Annotated in this window: 16 protein-coding genes and 1 pseudogene; 9 read left to right on the plus strand and 8 right to left on the minus strand. The window is 36.6% G+C overall.

The genetic code is table 11. The annotated features are described in order from the left end of the window. Nucleotides 1-130: 130 nt before the first annotated feature. The 3 genes from DSM106972_RS14330 to DSM106972_RS14340 form a co-directional block, all read right to left on the minus strand. The gene (locus DSM106972_RS14330; RefSeq protein WP_233787246.1) at nucleotides 131-1,168 is read right to left on the minus strand and encodes a DMT family transporter; all 1,038 of its coding nucleotides are present in this window, start codon (nucleotides 1,166-1,168) and stop codon (nucleotides 131-133) included. A 75-nt stretch (nucleotides 1,169-1,243) separates the two neighbouring features. Then, the gene (locus DSM106972_RS14335; protein ID WP_127081347.1) at nucleotides 1,244-1,612 is read right to left on the minus strand and encodes a hypothetical protein; all 369 of its coding nucleotides are present in this window, start codon (nucleotides 1,610-1,612) and stop codon (nucleotides 1,244-1,246) included. A gap of 338 nt (nucleotides 1,613-1,950) precedes the next feature. Then, entirely contained in the window at nucleotides 1,951-2,448 is a 498-nt protein-coding gene (locus tag DSM106972_RS14340) for a DM13 domain-containing protein (protein WP_127081348.1), read from the minus strand. A gap of 347 nt (nucleotides 2,449-2,795) precedes the next feature. On the opposite strand from DSM106972_RS14340, the gene DSM106972_RS14345 reads away from it, so the two are divergent. From DSM106972_RS14345 to DSM106972_RS14355, 3 genes are all read left to right on the plus strand, one after another. Continuing rightward, entirely contained in the window at nucleotides 2,796-3,218 is a 423-nt protein-coding gene (locus DSM106972_RS14345) for a hypothetical protein (protein ID WP_127081349.1), read from the plus strand. Nucleotides 3,219-3,280: 62 nt separating this feature from the next. Further along, the gene (locus tag DSM106972_RS14350) at nucleotides 3,281-3,958 is read left to right on the plus strand and encodes a response regulator transcription factor (RefSeq protein ID WP_127081350.1); all 678 of its coding nucleotides are present in this window, start codon (nucleotides 3,281-3,283) and stop codon (nucleotides 3,956-3,958) included. Between the two features lie 96 nt (nucleotides 3,959-4,054). Then, complete coding sequence (locus DSM106972_RS14355; RefSeq protein WP_127081351.1) at nucleotides 4,055-5,326, plus strand: GAF domain-containing sensor histidine kinase; 1,272 nt, start codon at nucleotides 4,055-4,057, stop codon at nucleotides 5,324-5,326. Here the strand turns inward: DSM106972_RS14355 and DSM106972_RS14360 are convergent. Both DSM106972_RS14360 and DSM106972_RS14365 read right to left on the minus strand, forming a co-directional pair. Further along, on the minus strand, nucleotides 5,310-6,728 hold the full coding sequence (locus tag DSM106972_RS14360; protein WP_127081352.1) for a sensor histidine kinase: 1,419 nt from the start codon (nucleotides 6,726-6,728) through the stop codon (nucleotides 5,310-5,312). The genes DSM106972_RS14355 and DSM106972_RS14360 overlap by 17 nt on opposite strands. Beyond that, nucleotides 6,725-7,444, minus strand: coding sequence for a DUF4079 domain-containing protein (locus DSM106972_RS14365; protein ID WP_127081587.1), 720 nt, complete (start codon nucleotides 7,442-7,444; stop codon nucleotides 6,725-6,727). Before DSM106972_RS14365 ends, DSM106972_RS14360 begins: the two co-directional genes overlap by 4 nt. Before the next feature lie 568 nt (nucleotides 7,445-8,012). On the opposite strand from DSM106972_RS14365, the gene DSM106972_RS14370 reads away from it, so the two are divergent. Further along, nucleotides 8,013-8,231, plus strand: coding sequence for a type II toxin-antitoxin system HicB family antitoxin (locus DSM106972_RS14370; protein WP_127081353.1), 219 nt, complete (start codon nucleotides 8,013-8,015; stop codon nucleotides 8,229-8,231). Nucleotides 8,232-8,345: 114 nt separating this feature from the next. Further along, nucleotides 8,346-9,227 (plus strand): hypothetical protein, encoded by an 882-nt coding sequence (locus DSM106972_RS14375; RefSeq protein WP_127081354.1) that lies wholly within the window; start codon nucleotides 8,346-8,348, stop codon nucleotides 9,225-9,227. A 4-nt stretch (nucleotides 9,228-9,231) separates the two neighbouring features. Here the strand turns inward: DSM106972_RS14375 and DSM106972_RS14380 are convergent, their stop codons facing one another. Further along, nucleotides 9,232-10,494, minus strand: a complete 1,263-nt coding sequence (locus DSM106972_RS14380) for a pentapeptide repeat-containing protein (RefSeq protein ID WP_127081355.1) — start codon at nucleotides 10,492-10,494, stop codon at nucleotides 9,232-9,234. Further along, a complete protein-coding gene (locus tag DSM106972_RS14385) occupies nucleotides 10,491-10,904 on the minus strand; it encodes a hypothetical protein (RefSeq protein WP_127081356.1) in 414 nt (137 codons plus the stop codon). Before DSM106972_RS14385 ends, DSM106972_RS14380 begins: the two co-directional genes overlap by 4 nt. A gap of 319 nt (nucleotides 10,905-11,223) precedes the next feature. Between DSM106972_RS14385 and DSM106972_RS14390 the strand changes: the two are divergent. The 3 genes and pseudogenes from DSM106972_RS14390 to DSM106972_RS14400 all read left to right on the plus strand — a co-directional run bounded on the left by DSM106972_RS14390 (nucleotide 11,224) and on the right by DSM106972_RS14400 (nucleotide 13,018). Next, nucleotides 11,224-11,529, plus strand: a pseudogene (locus tag DSM106972_RS14390) (Uma2 family endonuclease). An 86-nt stretch (nucleotides 11,530-11,615) separates the two neighbouring features. Then, the gene (locus DSM106972_RS54890; RefSeq protein ID WP_267901110.1) at nucleotides 11,616-11,738 is read left to right on the plus strand and encodes a hypothetical protein; all 123 of its coding nucleotides are present in this window, start codon (nucleotides 11,616-11,618) and stop codon (nucleotides 11,736-11,738) included. An 11-nt stretch (nucleotides 11,739-11,749) separates the two neighbouring features. After that, nucleotides 11,750-13,018, plus strand: coding sequence for a glutathionylspermidine synthase family protein (locus tag DSM106972_RS14400; protein WP_127081357.1), 1,269 nt, complete (start codon nucleotides 11,750-11,752; stop codon nucleotides 13,016-13,018). A gap of 4 nt (nucleotides 13,019-13,022) precedes the next feature. Here the strand turns inward: DSM106972_RS14400 and DSM106972_RS14405 are convergent, their stop codons facing one another. Continuing rightward, nucleotides 13,023-13,805 (minus strand): alpha/beta fold hydrolase, encoded by a 783-nt coding sequence (locus DSM106972_RS14405; RefSeq protein ID WP_127081358.1) that lies wholly within the window; start codon nucleotides 13,803-13,805, stop codon nucleotides 13,023-13,025. A 127-nt stretch (nucleotides 13,806-13,932) separates the two neighbouring features. Here DSM106972_RS14405 and DSM106972_RS14410 point away from each other — a divergent pair, with 127 nt between their 5' ends. Beyond that, entirely contained in the window at nucleotides 13,933-15,192 is a 1,260-nt protein-coding gene (locus DSM106972_RS14410) for an MFS transporter (protein ID WP_127081359.1), read from the plus strand. Nucleotides 15,193-15,274 lie beyond the last annotated feature (82 nt).

Below are 15,274 nucleotides of genomic sequence, written 5' to 3' on the forward strand. Positions count from 1 at the left end.
TATTGAATTGGTAGAGATTTTTACCTTATTAGGCGCAGAGGACACGGATAAGAGAGAAGTTGATGAGATAAAGGATTTTGTATCAAACTACTAATTATTAATTCGAGCTTAATTTCATGTGTTAAAAAAATTACATTCCTTTAAATCCTATAGTTGTTTCTACCTTGTGTTGTGCGGATGTAGAAATCATTTTTGGCAACTCAGTTCTAAGGGAAGCTTGGCGCCTAATTCCAATTTGACTCAACAAAATACCCATTAAAATCAAGCTACCACCAATATAATGAGCCATAGTCGGCGCCTCGCCCAAAATGAAGTAAGCTGCTAAGATGCCTACGAGTGGTGTAAATGAGCTAACTAAAGAAGCTACCGATACAGTGGAAGCTTTCAAGCCTTTAATCCAAAAGGATTGACCTAAAACTACAATTACAAAACCATATACTAACATCCACTGCCAGAGAAAAGGCGAAAACACATCTGTAAAATGGTCGCGACCATAAATTATTAAAGCAAGAAAGAAAAATATTATTGTTCCCAAAGCTGTACGAAATACACTGTAGATTCCTAAAGGAATTTTATAAAGATGTTGTTTGCTAATAATTGTAGAAACAGCTAAAGCCACAGCTCCTATTGCGGACAATATTTCTCCAATACCTATGTTAACTCCCATATGCATCGTGGATTGTCCTGGAGGCTGAAGAATTATGGTTAAGGTGACACCAATAAAGGCAGTAACTGCTCCTACAGTTTCCCAAATATTGACCCGTTGCTTCAAAACAAAAACTGATAAAGCTAGTGTTAAAGGTGGTTCTAAGCGCCCAATCAAAACAACATTATTAACATTAGTTAACGCCAATGCTTGAAAGATTAAAGCAGGTGCGATAGCTCCCGATAATATTGCAACTTTTGTCAGATTTAACCAGTTTATTATTGATATTTTCTTTAATATCGCTTTGTTCCACTGGCGCCTGTAAATAGTAATCAAAACCAATAAGGCGCATATATTACCGACAAATAAAACATTACATAGAGAAATTGGATTACGAGCATCTATAAAATGTTGGGCGCCAATTTCTGTTAACTTTCGAGTAATAGCGCTAGATGCTCCAAAAATTAGAATTGCAAGCCAAAGATAAATTTGTCCTGCAATTTTGTTGTGTCTCTTAACCATAACAAATCTGCCGTCAACGATATAAATAAGCATCACTACCAAAGATAAGTTGGCAGCGATGCACCTGGTAGCAAATTAACTACCAGAATAAAAAGACATCAATTCGTTATTTACTGCGTTGATATATTCTCGATTAGTTAATGTTTCAGCAGGCAGGAGTTTAGCGTCAATTCCGGCTTTTACAAGGTCTCGACCATAAAAATTCATTTGATGAGACTCAGAAATAAAACCTGCATAGCTAGAAATACCCTGATTTTTTAAGTATCCTTGATAGCCTAGAAAAACAAGGTGAAAAGGCTTTAATTTACGAGAAGTATTAGACAGATTATCTTGTACAGTTTGACTAATAGATGCTTCTTTGCCATGTCGTGTTTGTGCATTAGCTGGATTGCTAATAGCAAATAAGAACATTACAGATAGACTAGTTGCAATTAAGCGTTTCATATTTTTTCCTCTGATGATACTTGTACTTTTCAGGTACTTGATTTAATTATTAGTATGAAGAATTAACCTGAATTTGTTCTGATAAAATTATTAGAAACTGCTTAGATTTTGATGATATTTATCTAAATGATTAGAGATAAAACTATAAACCCACTTCTTAAAGGATATAGAGTGCCAAACGGAGTAACTATCATTTTATAAAAACAGACGTGTAAAGACGCATTCACGGAGTGTACCGCAGGTAAATTTTGCGTCTCTACATTCGCGGTTCAGAACGTAAAATCGTGATTATATCGCGCAATCTATTCATGTCCCGTAGGGAAAATCTCAAATCTGTATCAGCTATTGCTTAACTTTGCAGCACCAAAGGTAGCATTGAATTTACGGCACCAAATAGCAGCAGATTTATAATTTGCTAAATCGATATTTTTAGGGATGGCATAAGTTTGGGCGCCGCTAAATTTTTGTAAGCGACCAAGAATAACGTAATCTCCTTTTTTTAAAGGATAGGACGGTGGCTTAGTTGAACCAATTACGTTATCTGAACGATGTAAAATCACAACTAAATCTGGCCCTGAGTCGGAAGTTTTAAATGACTGGTTCAGCTTTAGAAACGAGTTACCGTTATTTTTTATAATGCTTGCTGTACCTTGAGTTGTATGCTCTCCAGAAACGAAAGTACCAACTTTGACATTTTGTTGAGATTGTGCTAACTGAACTACAGGATTATTTGAAGACTTCATAGTCGCATGATTTTCAGTTGCACTAATTTCTTTTGCACAGCTTGCTATCAACAGGGATGCGAGACTTAGTATTAAAAAACTTCTTAATTTCATAGCTTTATATTCCTCGATATAGCATCAGTTAGTGATATAGGTTTTGCTTTAGCTTTAACCAACTAACTTGATTGTTGCTTAAGCTATCCGGTTAAAGGTTATAAGGCTCTAAATGTTTCAGTCTATAAAGCTGAGATTTACCTTTGAAAGTTCTTATGGTTTTCTCAGCTAATTTTAAGCTCTTAAATTATGTCATGCATGAATAAATGCTTACTACCATTAAGTAGATTAAAAAAAATAATGGTAGTTTTTAACACCAGCTAATCCTGTTCTCAGCAAAAACTCAGGAATTCAATCAATACTAATAAACATCGAAGACAGACGATTTTATAAAGGAATCATCCAAAATGAATCTCAAAACTATTGTAACTACTGCTGCTCTAACTGGTTTAGTCACAATTGGCGCCTCACTCAGTGCAATTAACTTACAGTCGAATCAAGCGGTAGCAAAAGAAACAAATGGAATGATGACCGAAACTCAGCGTTCTGCTCAAGCAGAAGCAATGAAAGATGTTACAGGCTTAACTCCTGGTCAAAAAATTGCTATGCTAACTAAACATAAAGGTATGTTTGGCAGTGGTGATGAACTCCGTCGCTATTTCTTCGGTGATTTGGAACCAATTGCTGTTCAACCTGGTGGTGCAGGTATGGTTGTAAATCTTTATAATAAAGCTAATAATACTACATTTGCTTATTGTGCAACTTACGATGTAGTTGTTGCAGTTAAACAAGGTAAAATAACCGCTTTTGCTCCAAGCGAAGTCAAATAATCAGTAAGATTATTAAGATACCCGACTTGTTTAAAAAGTCGGGTATCTAATTCAGGGAAATTATGACAGCACATATTCTTTTGGTGGAAGATGATGTAAAGCTAGCTCGATTTGTCGAGTTAGAATTAACTAGCGAAGGTTATAAGGTTAGTGTCGCTAACGATGGAATGACGGGAATTACCTTAGCACGGGAATCGGCGCCGGATTTAGCGATTTTAGATTGGATGGTTCCTGGTTTAACTGGAGTAGAACTTTGCCGTCGTCTACGTGCGACCGGGAGTAAAATTCCTGTTATTTTGTTAACCGCGAAAGATGAAGTTAATGACCGTGTGACTGGTTTAGATGCTGGCGCCGATGATTACGTCGTTAAACCATTTAGTATTGAGGAGTTGTTAGCAAGAATCCGCGCTCATTTGCGTCGTACTCAAGAAGATAGTTCTGATGTATTGCAATTTGAAGATTTACAATTAAACCGTCGCACTCGTCAAGTATTTCGAGGCAATAGAACAATAGAACTAACTGCGAAAGAGTTTGATTTGCTTGAGTATTTAATGAGTTACCCGCGTCAGGTATTTACCAGAGAACAAATTTTAGAAAAAGTTTGGGGTTATGATTTTGTTGGAGACTCTAACGTTATAGAAGTCTATGTTCGCTATGTGCGTTTGAAGTTGGAAGCAAATAATGAAAAACGCTTAATTTATACGGTGCGGGGTATCGGGTATGCATTACGCGATAATTAATCACTGGCGCCAGTAAATCTTAAGTTTTTATTTAGCTGAAAAAGTCCTATCAAGTGTTAAGTCTATAAGATAGGTATTTTTTTATTTAGGTATATCATGTTTGATGACTTCTACTGGCGGCAAAGGCGGACAATAGAGGTTTTATCGTCGCTTAGTCATAGAAATGGCGAATTAAGCGAATATTTAAAAGAAATAGCTTGTGGTGTAAATGAGTTAATTAGTATTGATTGGTCTGTTGTAACTATTTGTCAGCAAGGTTTTGGCAAGGTACTAGCTAGTAGTATAGATTTAGGTAGAGAAATAGGTACTTATTCTGTACATGGTCAATTATCCGGAACAGTTATAGAAACTGGACGCAGTTTAATAGTCGAAGATACTAAGTGCTGTACAGAATATGGTCAAGCTCCAGAAGGTTATCAAGCTTACTTAGGAATACCATTGCGTACTTCTCATTCAGGAGTTATTGGAACAATTTGCTCATTTCATAAAGAACCACGCACTTTTTCTCCTTCAGAAGTTAATATAGTGGAATTATTTGCAGAACGTGCCGCTACAGCAATAGATAATTATCATCTTTATAAACAACAGCAGCAATTTAATGAACTATTAGAAGCTGAAGTCGCGCAGAGAACTGAAGAATTAAAAGCAGCACAAGCTCAACTGGTAGAACAAGAACGTCTTGCGGCAATTGGTGAATTTGCTGCTTGTATTATCCATGAAATTCGCAATCCTTTGACAACCATGAAAATGGGATTGAATTATTTTAATAAACTGGATTTGAATGATGCTGCAAAATTACGATTATCTCTAGCGCTAGATGAAGGTAATCGTTTAGAAAGATTATTACAAGAAATATTACTTTACGCTAAACCCCAAGCTTTACAAGTGGCGCCAATTTGTCTCAACGAATTCGTCACATGTCTTATAGAGTTTCTGCATATGCCAGAGGCAGAGGGAAGATATATAAAATTTACTCCTGCAAGTACGAACGTTCATGTACTCGGAGATAAAGACAAGCTAAAACAAGTATTAATAAATATAATCCGTAATGCTTATGAAGCTGTTGCTGTGGAAGATACGATTAAGTTAGATATAGTATCAAATATTAATCAAGTTACAATCAATGTGTATAATGGTGGCGCTATAATAGAACCAGAGGTTTTATCTAAACTAACTCAACCATTTTATTCAACAAAACCGGATGGTACAGGACTGGGACTTGCAATAACTAAACGTATTGTTGAAGCACATGGTGGGAAGTTAGTGATTATATCTAATTTTGAACAAGGAACAATTGTAAGTATAATATTACCTATGTTGGGTTCTGTTCCTCCATCCAACCTACAAATCATCAACAAGGTAAAATAATGGTAAATACACTTCCTTGATTTATTTTAGAACTCACCATAACTGTACCCCCCATACTTTCTATAAAGCTTTTAACAATTGATAAACCTAAACCAGTACCACCATTGGAACTGCGCGCGTCATCTACACGATAAAATCGTTCAAAAATTCTAGATTGATGTTGTAAGGGTATACCATAGCCATTGTCAAAAACTTCAATTATGCCCTCGTTTTTAATTTGCTTTAATTTTATAATTATAGGTGTATCTTGATGAGAATATTTGATTGCATTGTCAATCAAGTTAAGTAACACTTTTTCAAGTTTATTGCTATCTGCTTTTACAATAATTTGATGAGTAGGCGCCTCAATTTCAATTTGTCTATTACTATTTTTATATGCCATTTCCACAACATCAGAAACTATGTCATTTAACGTGCAAGGTTTAATATCAAAATGCCCATATCTACTATCGATTCTAACTAAGTCGAGTAAATCTTGTAATATATGAATAGTACGTTCTGCTTCTGATGCTGCTGTTTGCAAAGCTTCTTTCTGAATTTCGGTTAAATTTTGTTGTCTTCTTAGCACACTTTGTAAATATCCATATACAACAGTTAAAGGTGTTCGCAGTTCATGAGAAATATTACTGGTAAATTGTCGTTCTTTTTCCCAAGCTTGAGATAATCGAGACAACATCATATTAACAGTTTGAGCGAGTTCTTTGACCTCTGTCGGCGCCTGAGCAAGGTGTAATTTATATGAGTCTAAATCTTCTGCTTGAATTACTGCCGTCATTTGACTAATTTGCCGTAGAGGTTGGAGGGAATTTTTAATGTAGAATGCAATTGTTGCTGATATTATTACAATTACCACAATTCCAGCGATACCTACATTATGTAGCAGTGTGACAAACATGGTTTGGTCACGGGTAATATCTTGTGCTATAGAAATTTCACCTATTAACTCACCTTTGATTCTTAATTTTTCACCGCATAAAACGAAGTAATGTCCTTTAACTGCGTAAATTTCTGCTTTATCAGGCATTTCTGTAAGAGAAATTAATTTAGCAATGTTAGAGCCAGATACAGGATTTAAATTATTTGATTTAGCTACTATTTGATTTGTATCTTGACTTTTTACCCATAATAAAGTGTCATTTTCTGTTCGATTGTCAATTGCTTTTTGTAATGCAGTCTCAATTGGCAACATCTCGCTGTAAACTTCGACATCGCGCGGTAGACGTGAAGCGATTTCCTGAATATTCCGCTTATGACTATCGATTAAAATTCGTTGCATTTTCCAACCAGTCCAAGTAGCAAGACCAGCTAATCCAAAAGCCGAAACTATAATAATACCGATTGTCAAACGAAATTGTAGTGAAAAAGAGTCAATTTTAGGAAATAATCTGTTGAATCTACTCACTTTTTTAATTCCGGTTGAGATATAGGACAAGTTTTATTAACAAAATCACACTTATAAATATAAGGTTCTTGCCAACTTAAAGGAATTTCTAATAAGTCTCGTGTCCCTGTCATTGCTTGTCCCATAAATAATAATAAAGCAACGCAATTTAAAATCGTGTGAATTAGGCGCCAGCGATGGGACTTATCTTTATAAATTTCGGGTACAATCGCTAAAGAGAAAATCATTAGCATTGCCGCAGCCATACCGATATAGTAATGCGACCAAAACCACTCGTTATCACGACGAAACACTCCGTCTTGAAACCCTAAAATTATCAAACCCGCACCTGTAAGAGTTGCAAATACAGACCGCCATAGCTTTGTATTCGCACGGTAGAGCAATACTAAAGATGTAATAGTCGCTACAAACATCAACAAAATAAAAATTACCTGAAACGGCGCCTTGCTCCAAACTTGATTCGTGATAATATTTTTGCCGATGGGATAAGCTAATCCTAGCAAAGTAAGTCCGACAATGGCGCCTGTTAGCCAACTCCCCAATTGTTTATGTTCAACACCAACCGACGCTGGAATTTTGCTCTTACCTGCACTTTTGCTCTGTAAACGACGCTGACGTGTTGCCCAGGCAAAGTTAACCACAATGCCAAGTAACGGAAAAACAAAGAATATAGCTATGAAAGGATGAACAAGTCCTAGAAAATCTACTAAGTCCATATAACCACCTTTTGACATGTCCCTGTTTGCGATAAGAACAATTATCGATGGTGTTGCCAAGAACTAAATTATGTATAGCTGAAAATTTATATAAATTTAGAAATATTTTTTCTTAGCTCTTTCTCAGCTTATTCTCATCTTAAGAAATTTGGATGCGTTACGGTTAGTATCGTTAGTGTGCTATTACGTGTTGTTGCTCTAAGCTTTACCGCTATTTAACGAAATATTAAATGTAAGGGACTTCCAAAAAAATAATTCTTCAAAAATCAGTTAAGAAGAGGCTGATAACAAATGAGAATAATAATCACTGGTTCAAGCTATAACGTGACTATATCTTCCAAACTTTCGTCTTAAAAACCAACTTATTAACAACTATTATTTTCTGCTCAAGTTGAACGGGAGCAAGCACTGTCAAGGTTTACTTAAACTTTAGCAATATAGGTAAATTGTACTATATTTACAGTCTTATGGATCAAAATGGTATAGTCACAGGTGCCATTATCGAGATATACATAAACGCAAGCTATAACAAAAGTAAAGGAAAAGCAACAAGAGGAACAGGGGGAAGATGAGTCAATTTAAGTATCAGATGCTTATTCAATGGTCAGAAGAAGATAACTGCTTTCTAGTAGGGTTTCCTGATTTTTCTGGACAACGTTGGCGGACTCATGGTGATACCTATGAAGAAGCTCTTACAAATGGCATTGAAGCTTTGGAGTCTTTAATTATAGCTTATAAAGCAACAGGTGAACCTCTTCCAGAACCAACAGTTAGTAAAGCCGCTTAACAGGGTAGATTTTAAATCTGATAAAAGCTTAGAATAACTTATAAAATATGTGCAGGCACCTTAAACGATTACACAAGCCTTGAAGAGCAGCTATTTAAATTAAAGTCACAACATATGAAAGGATTTGGATTTCAAAAAGAAAAACGTCTGCTTATTAAAATAATTAGCAGTCACAATTCAAAGGCGTATCAAGAATTTATAGGAAAGCTATGTTGGAAATTTGGAGCAGAACGCATATCAGATTTATTTATAAATGAAGTTCTACCTGCCTTATCGCCAGAGGATTTTAAATGGTGCTATAAAACAATGTTGGGTCAGACAGGCTACGAGCGCATGAAGCAAGAAATGATGAATACCCTTTCTCAAATGCTTATTGATAAAGGTTATACACCAGGCAAAGATTTTAGTATTAATCCAGAAGGCGGAGTAATACTTAATAATAATGCGAGTGAAGCTCTTTTGGCTGATATTCCAGAAGATTTGAGAGTCAGCATTCGTGCAGAATTTAAACCAATTACACTACCTGATGCTTTAGATAGTTTAGAAAAACATTTAGGAGTGCCGTTTCGTGAGCGACTACTTCAAAGAGTAAGTGACCGCTTATTAAGCTTAAGTGATAATGAAGCTGCTACATACTTGGCAGTGATGTCATGTGGGTTCGAGGATAGAACACAAATTGAATTATTTTCTATCCTTCTTAGCCATGTGGCAGAAGTATATCCAGAGCGGATTCAGGGAATTTTAGATGAGATGAAGAAACCTGATGATTTAGATAGCTCAAAATCAACCCATAAAGTAATGCTTGATTTAATCAGCGCGGCTGGTGGGGAGGATGAATTGAGACCTCACCCTGATCATCCTAATGACCCTGATGAAGGTCTTATTTCCCGTCGTGGGCTTGAGATTTTTGCCCAGGTATGGCGTGGTGAACGTTCGGTTTATGAAGTAATTGCCGTGCTTGATAGAGTAACGAAGAAGTATCAGGAGCAACAATAAAATCTTAGCGACCAGTCAGAACCCCAGAGCGATCCCCTATAGAGTCATTGAAAATAGCGCCTTTGTTTTCTAGGTCGCGTTCTACATCTTTAGATAGGTCAATATTATCTCCAAATATAGCGCCTTGTACTTTGACTCCGTTTAAATTAGTGCCACTCATTTTTACACCAACTAAGTTGGCATTACTCAAATCAGCATCATTTAAATTTGCACCACTTAAGTCAGCATTTTCCATAAACGCACCAATCAAGTTAGCACCGCTTAAGTTAGCATTGCTTAGGTTAGCATTACTCAGGTCAGCATTACTCAGGTTTCGTCCAACATATCCAAAATTTACAATTTCCCAAACTTGATGCCATTTTGTATCAAGTTTTGTTTTGTTGTTAATTGTTACCTCTCTTAAGTTAGCTGCACTTAAATCGGCATTACGGAGATCAGCATTGCTAAGATCAGCATAACTTAGATCAACAGCAGTTAGGTCGGCGCCATTTAGATCTGCGCTATTAAGAAATGCATTATTTAATGCTGCATAGCTCAGGTCAGCATCGCGTAATGTGGCATAACTAAGGTTTGCAAATACTAGATTGGCACCACTTAGGTCTGCACCATTCAAATTAGCATGACTGAGGCGAGCAGCCACTAACTTTATAAAGCTGAGGTCAGCACCGCTTAAATCAGCACTATACAAATCCGCGTAGCTTGAATCAGCATAACTTAAGTTAGTGTTACTTAAGTCACCACCACTTAAGTTTGCATCTTTTAATTCAGCCTCACTCAAGTTCGCAGCCTTCAGATTAGCCTTGCTTAAGTTAGCACTGTTGAGGTTTGTCTTACTTAAATTGGCAGCGTTCAAATCAGCATTGTTGAGATTAAAACTACTCAAGTATGCCCCAGAAAAATCTTTAGAAGGCAATTTAAGATAATCATCAGGTAACGGTAGCGAATCTTGATCAATTTCTTCGCTACTGATAGAGTTAGCTACATCAGAACTATCAAAAAAAATCTTGACCTCAAAAATTAATCCATCCTCAGATTTTAAAAATGCATTTCGTAAATCAATCTCTCCTGAGCGAATTTCCTGAAATCTTTTTAATGATACTGGTAGATAAAGCCATAAATCAAAACCTGCCTCTTCGTCTACCCAAAGTGCAAAATATATATTAAGTGATACATTTCGGCAGGAAAAAAGTCTTGGACCGTTATAGTAGCTGTATATTTCAATAGTATCAAGCTCGCCTAAATCAGTATTTTGTGGTAGATAACTCATGATTCTATAGTAGATTCTGTAGAAAGATTAATGACTTTAAATATTTTCCAAGGGGTCGCCTCATTAAAAATCCACCAAGTATGATGAGTTGGCGAATCATGTGATGGAGTATGCTTTATTACTCCGTGTTCAGAAGTCAATTTACCCAATGCTGGTTTCATTTTCCGAAAACCACGATGCCTTGAACGAGTATTTAAGAGGTCAGATATTTCTGTATAGACTGATAGACCACATGCTCTACACTCAACTTCATTTGGCTCAAAGGGTGGCTTGTCTTGATGTTTTTCGCGTTTTGAGAGAAAATCTTCTGGTTTAGGGGTATTATCATTTACAAGCATATATACATTTCCTGATGCTTCCTTTGCATCTTCTGGTGGACAGTCATGTGGTAGATGGTCACGAAACTTCATTAAGTACTTACCTAGCTCTAGTGATTAAATACAATATAATTTGGCATAGCAGGGTATTATATACTCGCTTTTTAATAATGTACTAATTGAAAAAGTCGGATTTTTCTCATTTTTCCAGTATAAACAAGCCGTATAACTGGTATTTTACTCTAAAGCCATCCATACCCGCTATTTTGTAAACCGTGTAAGTTATCTACCACTTAACAACTAAGTTACAGTGGCAAAATATGTAATCCTAGATACTGCTGGTAAATAAGAGGTTATATCTAATCAGTTAGCTATTGGCTACAATCAAAGCAAGCTTGGTAATAAACTTGTTATGATAGCCATTCCCCAACAACCGCAAAAAATGACCGTCGAGGAGTACCTCGAATGGGAACTTCAGCAAGATGTTCGCTATGAGTACGTAAACGGCGAAGTCTTTGCCATGACTGGTGGTACAATCCCCCATAATGATATTGCACTTAACCTTTACAGTGCCCTACGTCCTCATCTTCGTTCTAGGGGTTGAATGTGGCTTTATTATCCTTACACTGCTAGAGATATCGTCACTTTATCAAGCATTGAGTTGGAGTTTCCGATTGAACTGCTTTATGAGGGTGTTGTATTTGATACGGAAGAATAAAAGCACCCTACCGTTGAATGGCACTTACTTAACAATTGTAGGTTGGGTGGAGGAACGGAACCCAACAACTTTTCTAGCTTAGAGCGTTGGGTTCCGCAAAGCCTCCACCCAACCTACAATCTGGAGATATAGTGACTTTATCGAGCATTGATTTGGAGTTTGCTATCGAAATACTGTATGAAGGTGTTGTATTTGAAGTAGAAGAGTAAAAGTACTTCCTATGCGTACAGATATTTACAATAGTCCTCAACGTCGGCGCCTGTTTCAATCTATGAAGATGGGGTGGTATGATGTGTGTCCCATTGAAGAGGGTACAGGTATACCTCTAAGTGAGCAAACTGTTCCTTATGCGCTTTACCATTGTCACAAAGTTCCACAACAAACAATTGATGAAATTAGACAAGCTTCCGTTGCTGTAGGTAAAGTATTGATGCAAAGTTGGGATATTATTAGAAATCTAGATGAAGAAACGCTGTTAGATTACGGTTTTCCTGAAGAAAGTATTAAGCTAGTGAAATTTGATAGTTTACCACCATTCTGTATGCGCCTTGATTGGTGCTGGAATGAAGCTAAGGGTATTAAACAAGTTATTGAGACGAATCCTCAAACGCCTAGTTTTTGGTTTGAATGTACTGAAGGTAATACTAAAGTCGCTGAACATTTTAATTTGAAGGCGCCTATTTTTAATACCCAGCAAATATTAAGTTTATCTTTGAATCAACAAATTGAACGCGCGGCAAAGTATTTAAAAAAATCTCATACAGATTGTAATGTTACTTTTACAGCGTTGAATAATGCTGAAGATTTAGGTACAATGCGCTGGTTAAGTAGCCATTATCACCATCAATCCACTGTTTTGCCGATTGAGTTTTTACGTATTAAAGATGGTAAATATCTCTTTGATTCTAGAACAGGTAAATCTATTGATGTTTTGTTTATGTGGTATCCTGTGGAATGGGCGATTAATGATATTGATGAGGATGGGAATCGATTGTGGCAAGGATTGGAAGAACTTATTTTCAAAAAGAAAATAGTAATTGTTAACTTTGCTTCGGCTTTTGCATTACAGCCTAAAAGTATTTTTGCTCTGATTTATGATTTGGGTTTGCAGTATTTAAGTTCAGAGAATGCTGAAACTGTAATTAATTATTTCCCTAGAACATCGTTGAGTCAGCAAGATATTGGGGATACGTATTTCGCTAAACCTATTTTAGGACGCGAAGGTGAGGGTGGGTTTGCTGTTAAGTCTGGGAAGATGGTATATAGCAGTGAGAATAGTAATGATTGGTATAGGCGCCAGCAATTAGTTTATCAGCAGTTGTTGGAGTTGCCTAAGTTAGATGTTGGTGGGGAGTGGATGACGGCAGTTTGGGGTTCGTGGTTGTATAACGATGGTAATGATAAGTTGGTTTCTGGTGGTTTAGGAATAAGGGTGTCGCAAAGTGAGATTACCGATAATTTGGCTTACTGGTGTCCGGTTGGGTGTTAATTTGTTAATCAAGTTGAGAAATAAAATTCAGTATGAGTGATGTAAATTTCTCAGGATACCAAAGTGCCCATTCGTGTAAACCTTCTTCTACAGTAATTAATTTCGAGTTGGGAATAATTGCTGCCATTTCTTGAGCGTTATTCAATGGCGTAGTTAGGTCTTTGTCTGACCATAATAACAAACAGGGAGCCTGAATTTTTGGTAGCAAATGACTGATATCTTCGTATACAGAAATTAGCAATCCTTGAATGACATTTCCTGTATTGAATAACAAGTTATAGGAGAAAACCAAAGGAATATCAACTAATTTCAATTTGTGCCTTGGAAGAAACATTTGAACCGTCATTTCAATTGCCCTTCGTGGTATCATCTCCGGTATAGACGGCGCAGGAATCCCGGTACTATCTACGAGAATTACACTTCTGACTTTTTCTGGAACAAGTGTAGATAAAGTAATGGCAATACCTCCACCTAATGAGTGTCCTACTACATGAAATTGTTGTAAATCCAACACTTCTATAAATGAAAGGAGAATTTTGCTATAGCTAACGTAATCGGGAATTAGCTTAGAGTAACTTGATCTCGCAAAACTAGGCAAGTCAGGAGCAATTATGGTATGAGAAAGTGCTAGTAGTTTCAGCACTTCAGTATAAGGCTCAGTAGAAATTCCCCATCCGTGTAGAAACAAGATGGGGATTGAACTCGATTCTAACCTACTTTGCTGATAAAAAATAGTGCAATCTTCTAAATCAACCCGATGATTAGTTAATTGGGATATTAAAACCATAACCTTATTCACTATGACTCGATAAATTACGAAGAGCGTGTTATATAACAATAGCAAGCCCACCTTCTTTGAGGAACCTTTCTCAAGGATTATAATTCAACTTCGGAGAGTCAATTTATAAAGCTTTATGAAAAAAGAAATAAAATCTCCTTCTCCCTGGACATACATCTCCACCCTGTACTTTGCCCAAGGTGTACCCAACACCATCGTCACCGCAGTGGCGCCTCTCCTTTACAAACGTCTAGCCATTAGCAACGAACAAATTACATTTTGGATAAGCTTTTTGAGACTACCTTGGGTTCTCAAAATGTTTTGGGCACCTTTCATCGATACCAACTCCACCAAACGAACATGGATACTAACCACACAATTTGCCATGTTCGCATGTTTAGCACTCGCGGCACTTTCTTTACAACTACCAAATTTCTTTCCTATCTCACTAGCCATATTCGCCATAGCTGCATTTGTCTCAGCAACCTGCGACATTGCCACCGATGGATTCTACATGCTAGCGCTCAGTAATGAACAACAAGCTTTTTTCGTTGGGTTCCGTTCGCTATTTTTCCGCTTCGCCGTATTATTCGGTTCAGGTTTTTTATTATTTCTTGCAGGCACACTTGAAAAATCCCTAAATAACATTCAAGGCGCCTGGACTATCACTCTTGGATTTGCCGCAATATTATTTATATTGCTTTCTATCTATCATCGCTTAATTTTACCAAAACCACCATCTGATATACCAAATACATCGGCAACAAATGAAACAGTACCCTTTTGGACAGTAATTAAATCCTATTTTCAAAAAGAAAAAATCGGCGCCATCTTAGCCTTTATTTTACTTTATCGTTTAGGCGAGGCGATGTTTGTTACACTCGCTCCATTATTTTTAGTAGATACAATTGAAGCAGGTGGCTTAGGACTTTCTACAGATACAGTTGGTATAGTAAACGGTACATTCGGCGTAATTTCTTTAATAGTCGGAGGCATTTTAGGTGGAATCACAATTACACGCTATGGCTTAAAAAAATGCCTTTTGCCGATGGCTTTAGCAATGAATCTACCGAATTTATTTTATGTCTACATGGCTTATACAAAACCACCTTTAGCATTAATATACTTGCTAGTTTCTTTAGAGCAATTTGGATACGGTTTAGGTTTTACTGGTTTTACTGTATATCTACTATATATTTGTCAAGGTCAATATAAAACCTCACACTACGCCATTTCTACAGGTTTTATGGCTTTGGGTTTACTGCTGCCTGGGGCAATAAGTGGCGCCATTCAAAAGCAAATGGGTTATCCTTTGTTTTTCATTTTTGGCTTATTATTAACACTACCTGGCATAATTTCTATCTTTTTTATTCCTTTAGAAGATAATGTAAAATAGTAGGTGTTTCTAAAATTGAAAAATATTATTTAGAGTGGTCAGGGCGGGCAAGGATGCCCACCCCACAAGACTAGAAGAGGAT

This window comes from Dulcicalothrix desertica PCC 7102, assembly GCF_003991905.1.
In the GTDB taxonomy this organism is placed as follows: domain Bacteria; phylum Cyanobacteriota; class Cyanobacteriia; order Cyanobacteriales; family Nostocaceae; genus Dulcicalothrix; species Dulcicalothrix desertica.

What these genes read in the sequence shown, in the direction of transcription:
- DSM106972_RS14330 (WP_233787246.1), bottom strand. Translation starts at nt 1,168, where the DNA reads ATGGTTAAGAGACACAACAAAATTGCAGGACAAATTTATCTTTGGCTT.
- DSM106972_RS14335 (WP_127081347.1), bottom strand. Translation starts at nt 1,612, where the DNA reads ATGAAACGCTTAATTGCAACTAGTCTATCTGTAATGTTCTTATTTGCT.
- DSM106972_RS14340 (WP_127081348.1), bottom strand. Translation starts at nt 2,448, where the DNA reads ATGAAATTAAGAAGTTTTTTAATACTAAGTCTCGCATCCCTGTTGATA.
- DSM106972_RS14345 (WP_127081349.1), top strand. Translation starts at nt 2,796, where the DNA reads ATGAATCTCAAAACTATTGTAACTACTGCTGCTCTAACTGGTTTAGTC.
- DSM106972_RS14350 (WP_127081350.1), top strand. Translation starts at nt 3,281, where the DNA reads ATGACAGCACATATTCTTTTGGTGGAAGATGATGTAAAGCTAGCTCGA.
- DSM106972_RS14355 (WP_127081351.1), top strand. Translation starts at nt 4,055, where the DNA reads ATGTTTGATGACTTCTACTGGCGGCAAAGGCGGACAATAGAGGTTTTA.
- DSM106972_RS14365 (WP_127081587.1), bottom strand. Translation starts at nt 7,444, where the DNA reads ATGGACTTAGTAGATTTTCTAGGACTTGTTCATCCTTTCATAGCTATA.
- DSM106972_RS14370 (WP_127081353.1), top strand. Translation starts at nt 8,013, where the DNA reads ATGAGTCAATTTAAGTATCAGATGCTTATTCAATGGTCAGAAGAAGAT.
- DSM106972_RS14375 (WP_127081354.1), top strand. Translation starts at nt 8,346, where the DNA reads ATGAAAGGATTTGGATTTCAAAAAGAAAAACGTCTGCTTATTAAAATA.
- DSM106972_RS14380 (WP_127081355.1), bottom strand. Translation starts at nt 10,494, where the DNA reads ATGAGTTATCTACCACAAAATACTGATTTAGGCGAGCTTGATACTATT.
- DSM106972_RS14385 (WP_127081356.1), bottom strand. Translation starts at nt 10,904, where the DNA reads ATGAAGTTTCGTGACCATCTACCACATGACTGTCCACCAGAAGATGCA.
- DSM106972_RS14400 (WP_127081357.1), top strand. Translation starts at nt 11,750, where the DNA reads ATGCGTACAGATATTTACAATAGTCCTCAACGTCGGCGCCTGTTTCAA.
- DSM106972_RS14405 (WP_127081358.1), bottom strand. Translation starts at nt 13,805, where the DNA reads ATGGTTTTAATATCCCAATTAACTAATCATCGGGTTGATTTAGAAGAT.
- DSM106972_RS14410 (WP_127081359.1), top strand. Translation starts at nt 13,933, where the DNA reads ATGAAAAAAGAAATAAAATCTCCTTCTCCCTGGACATACATCTCCACC.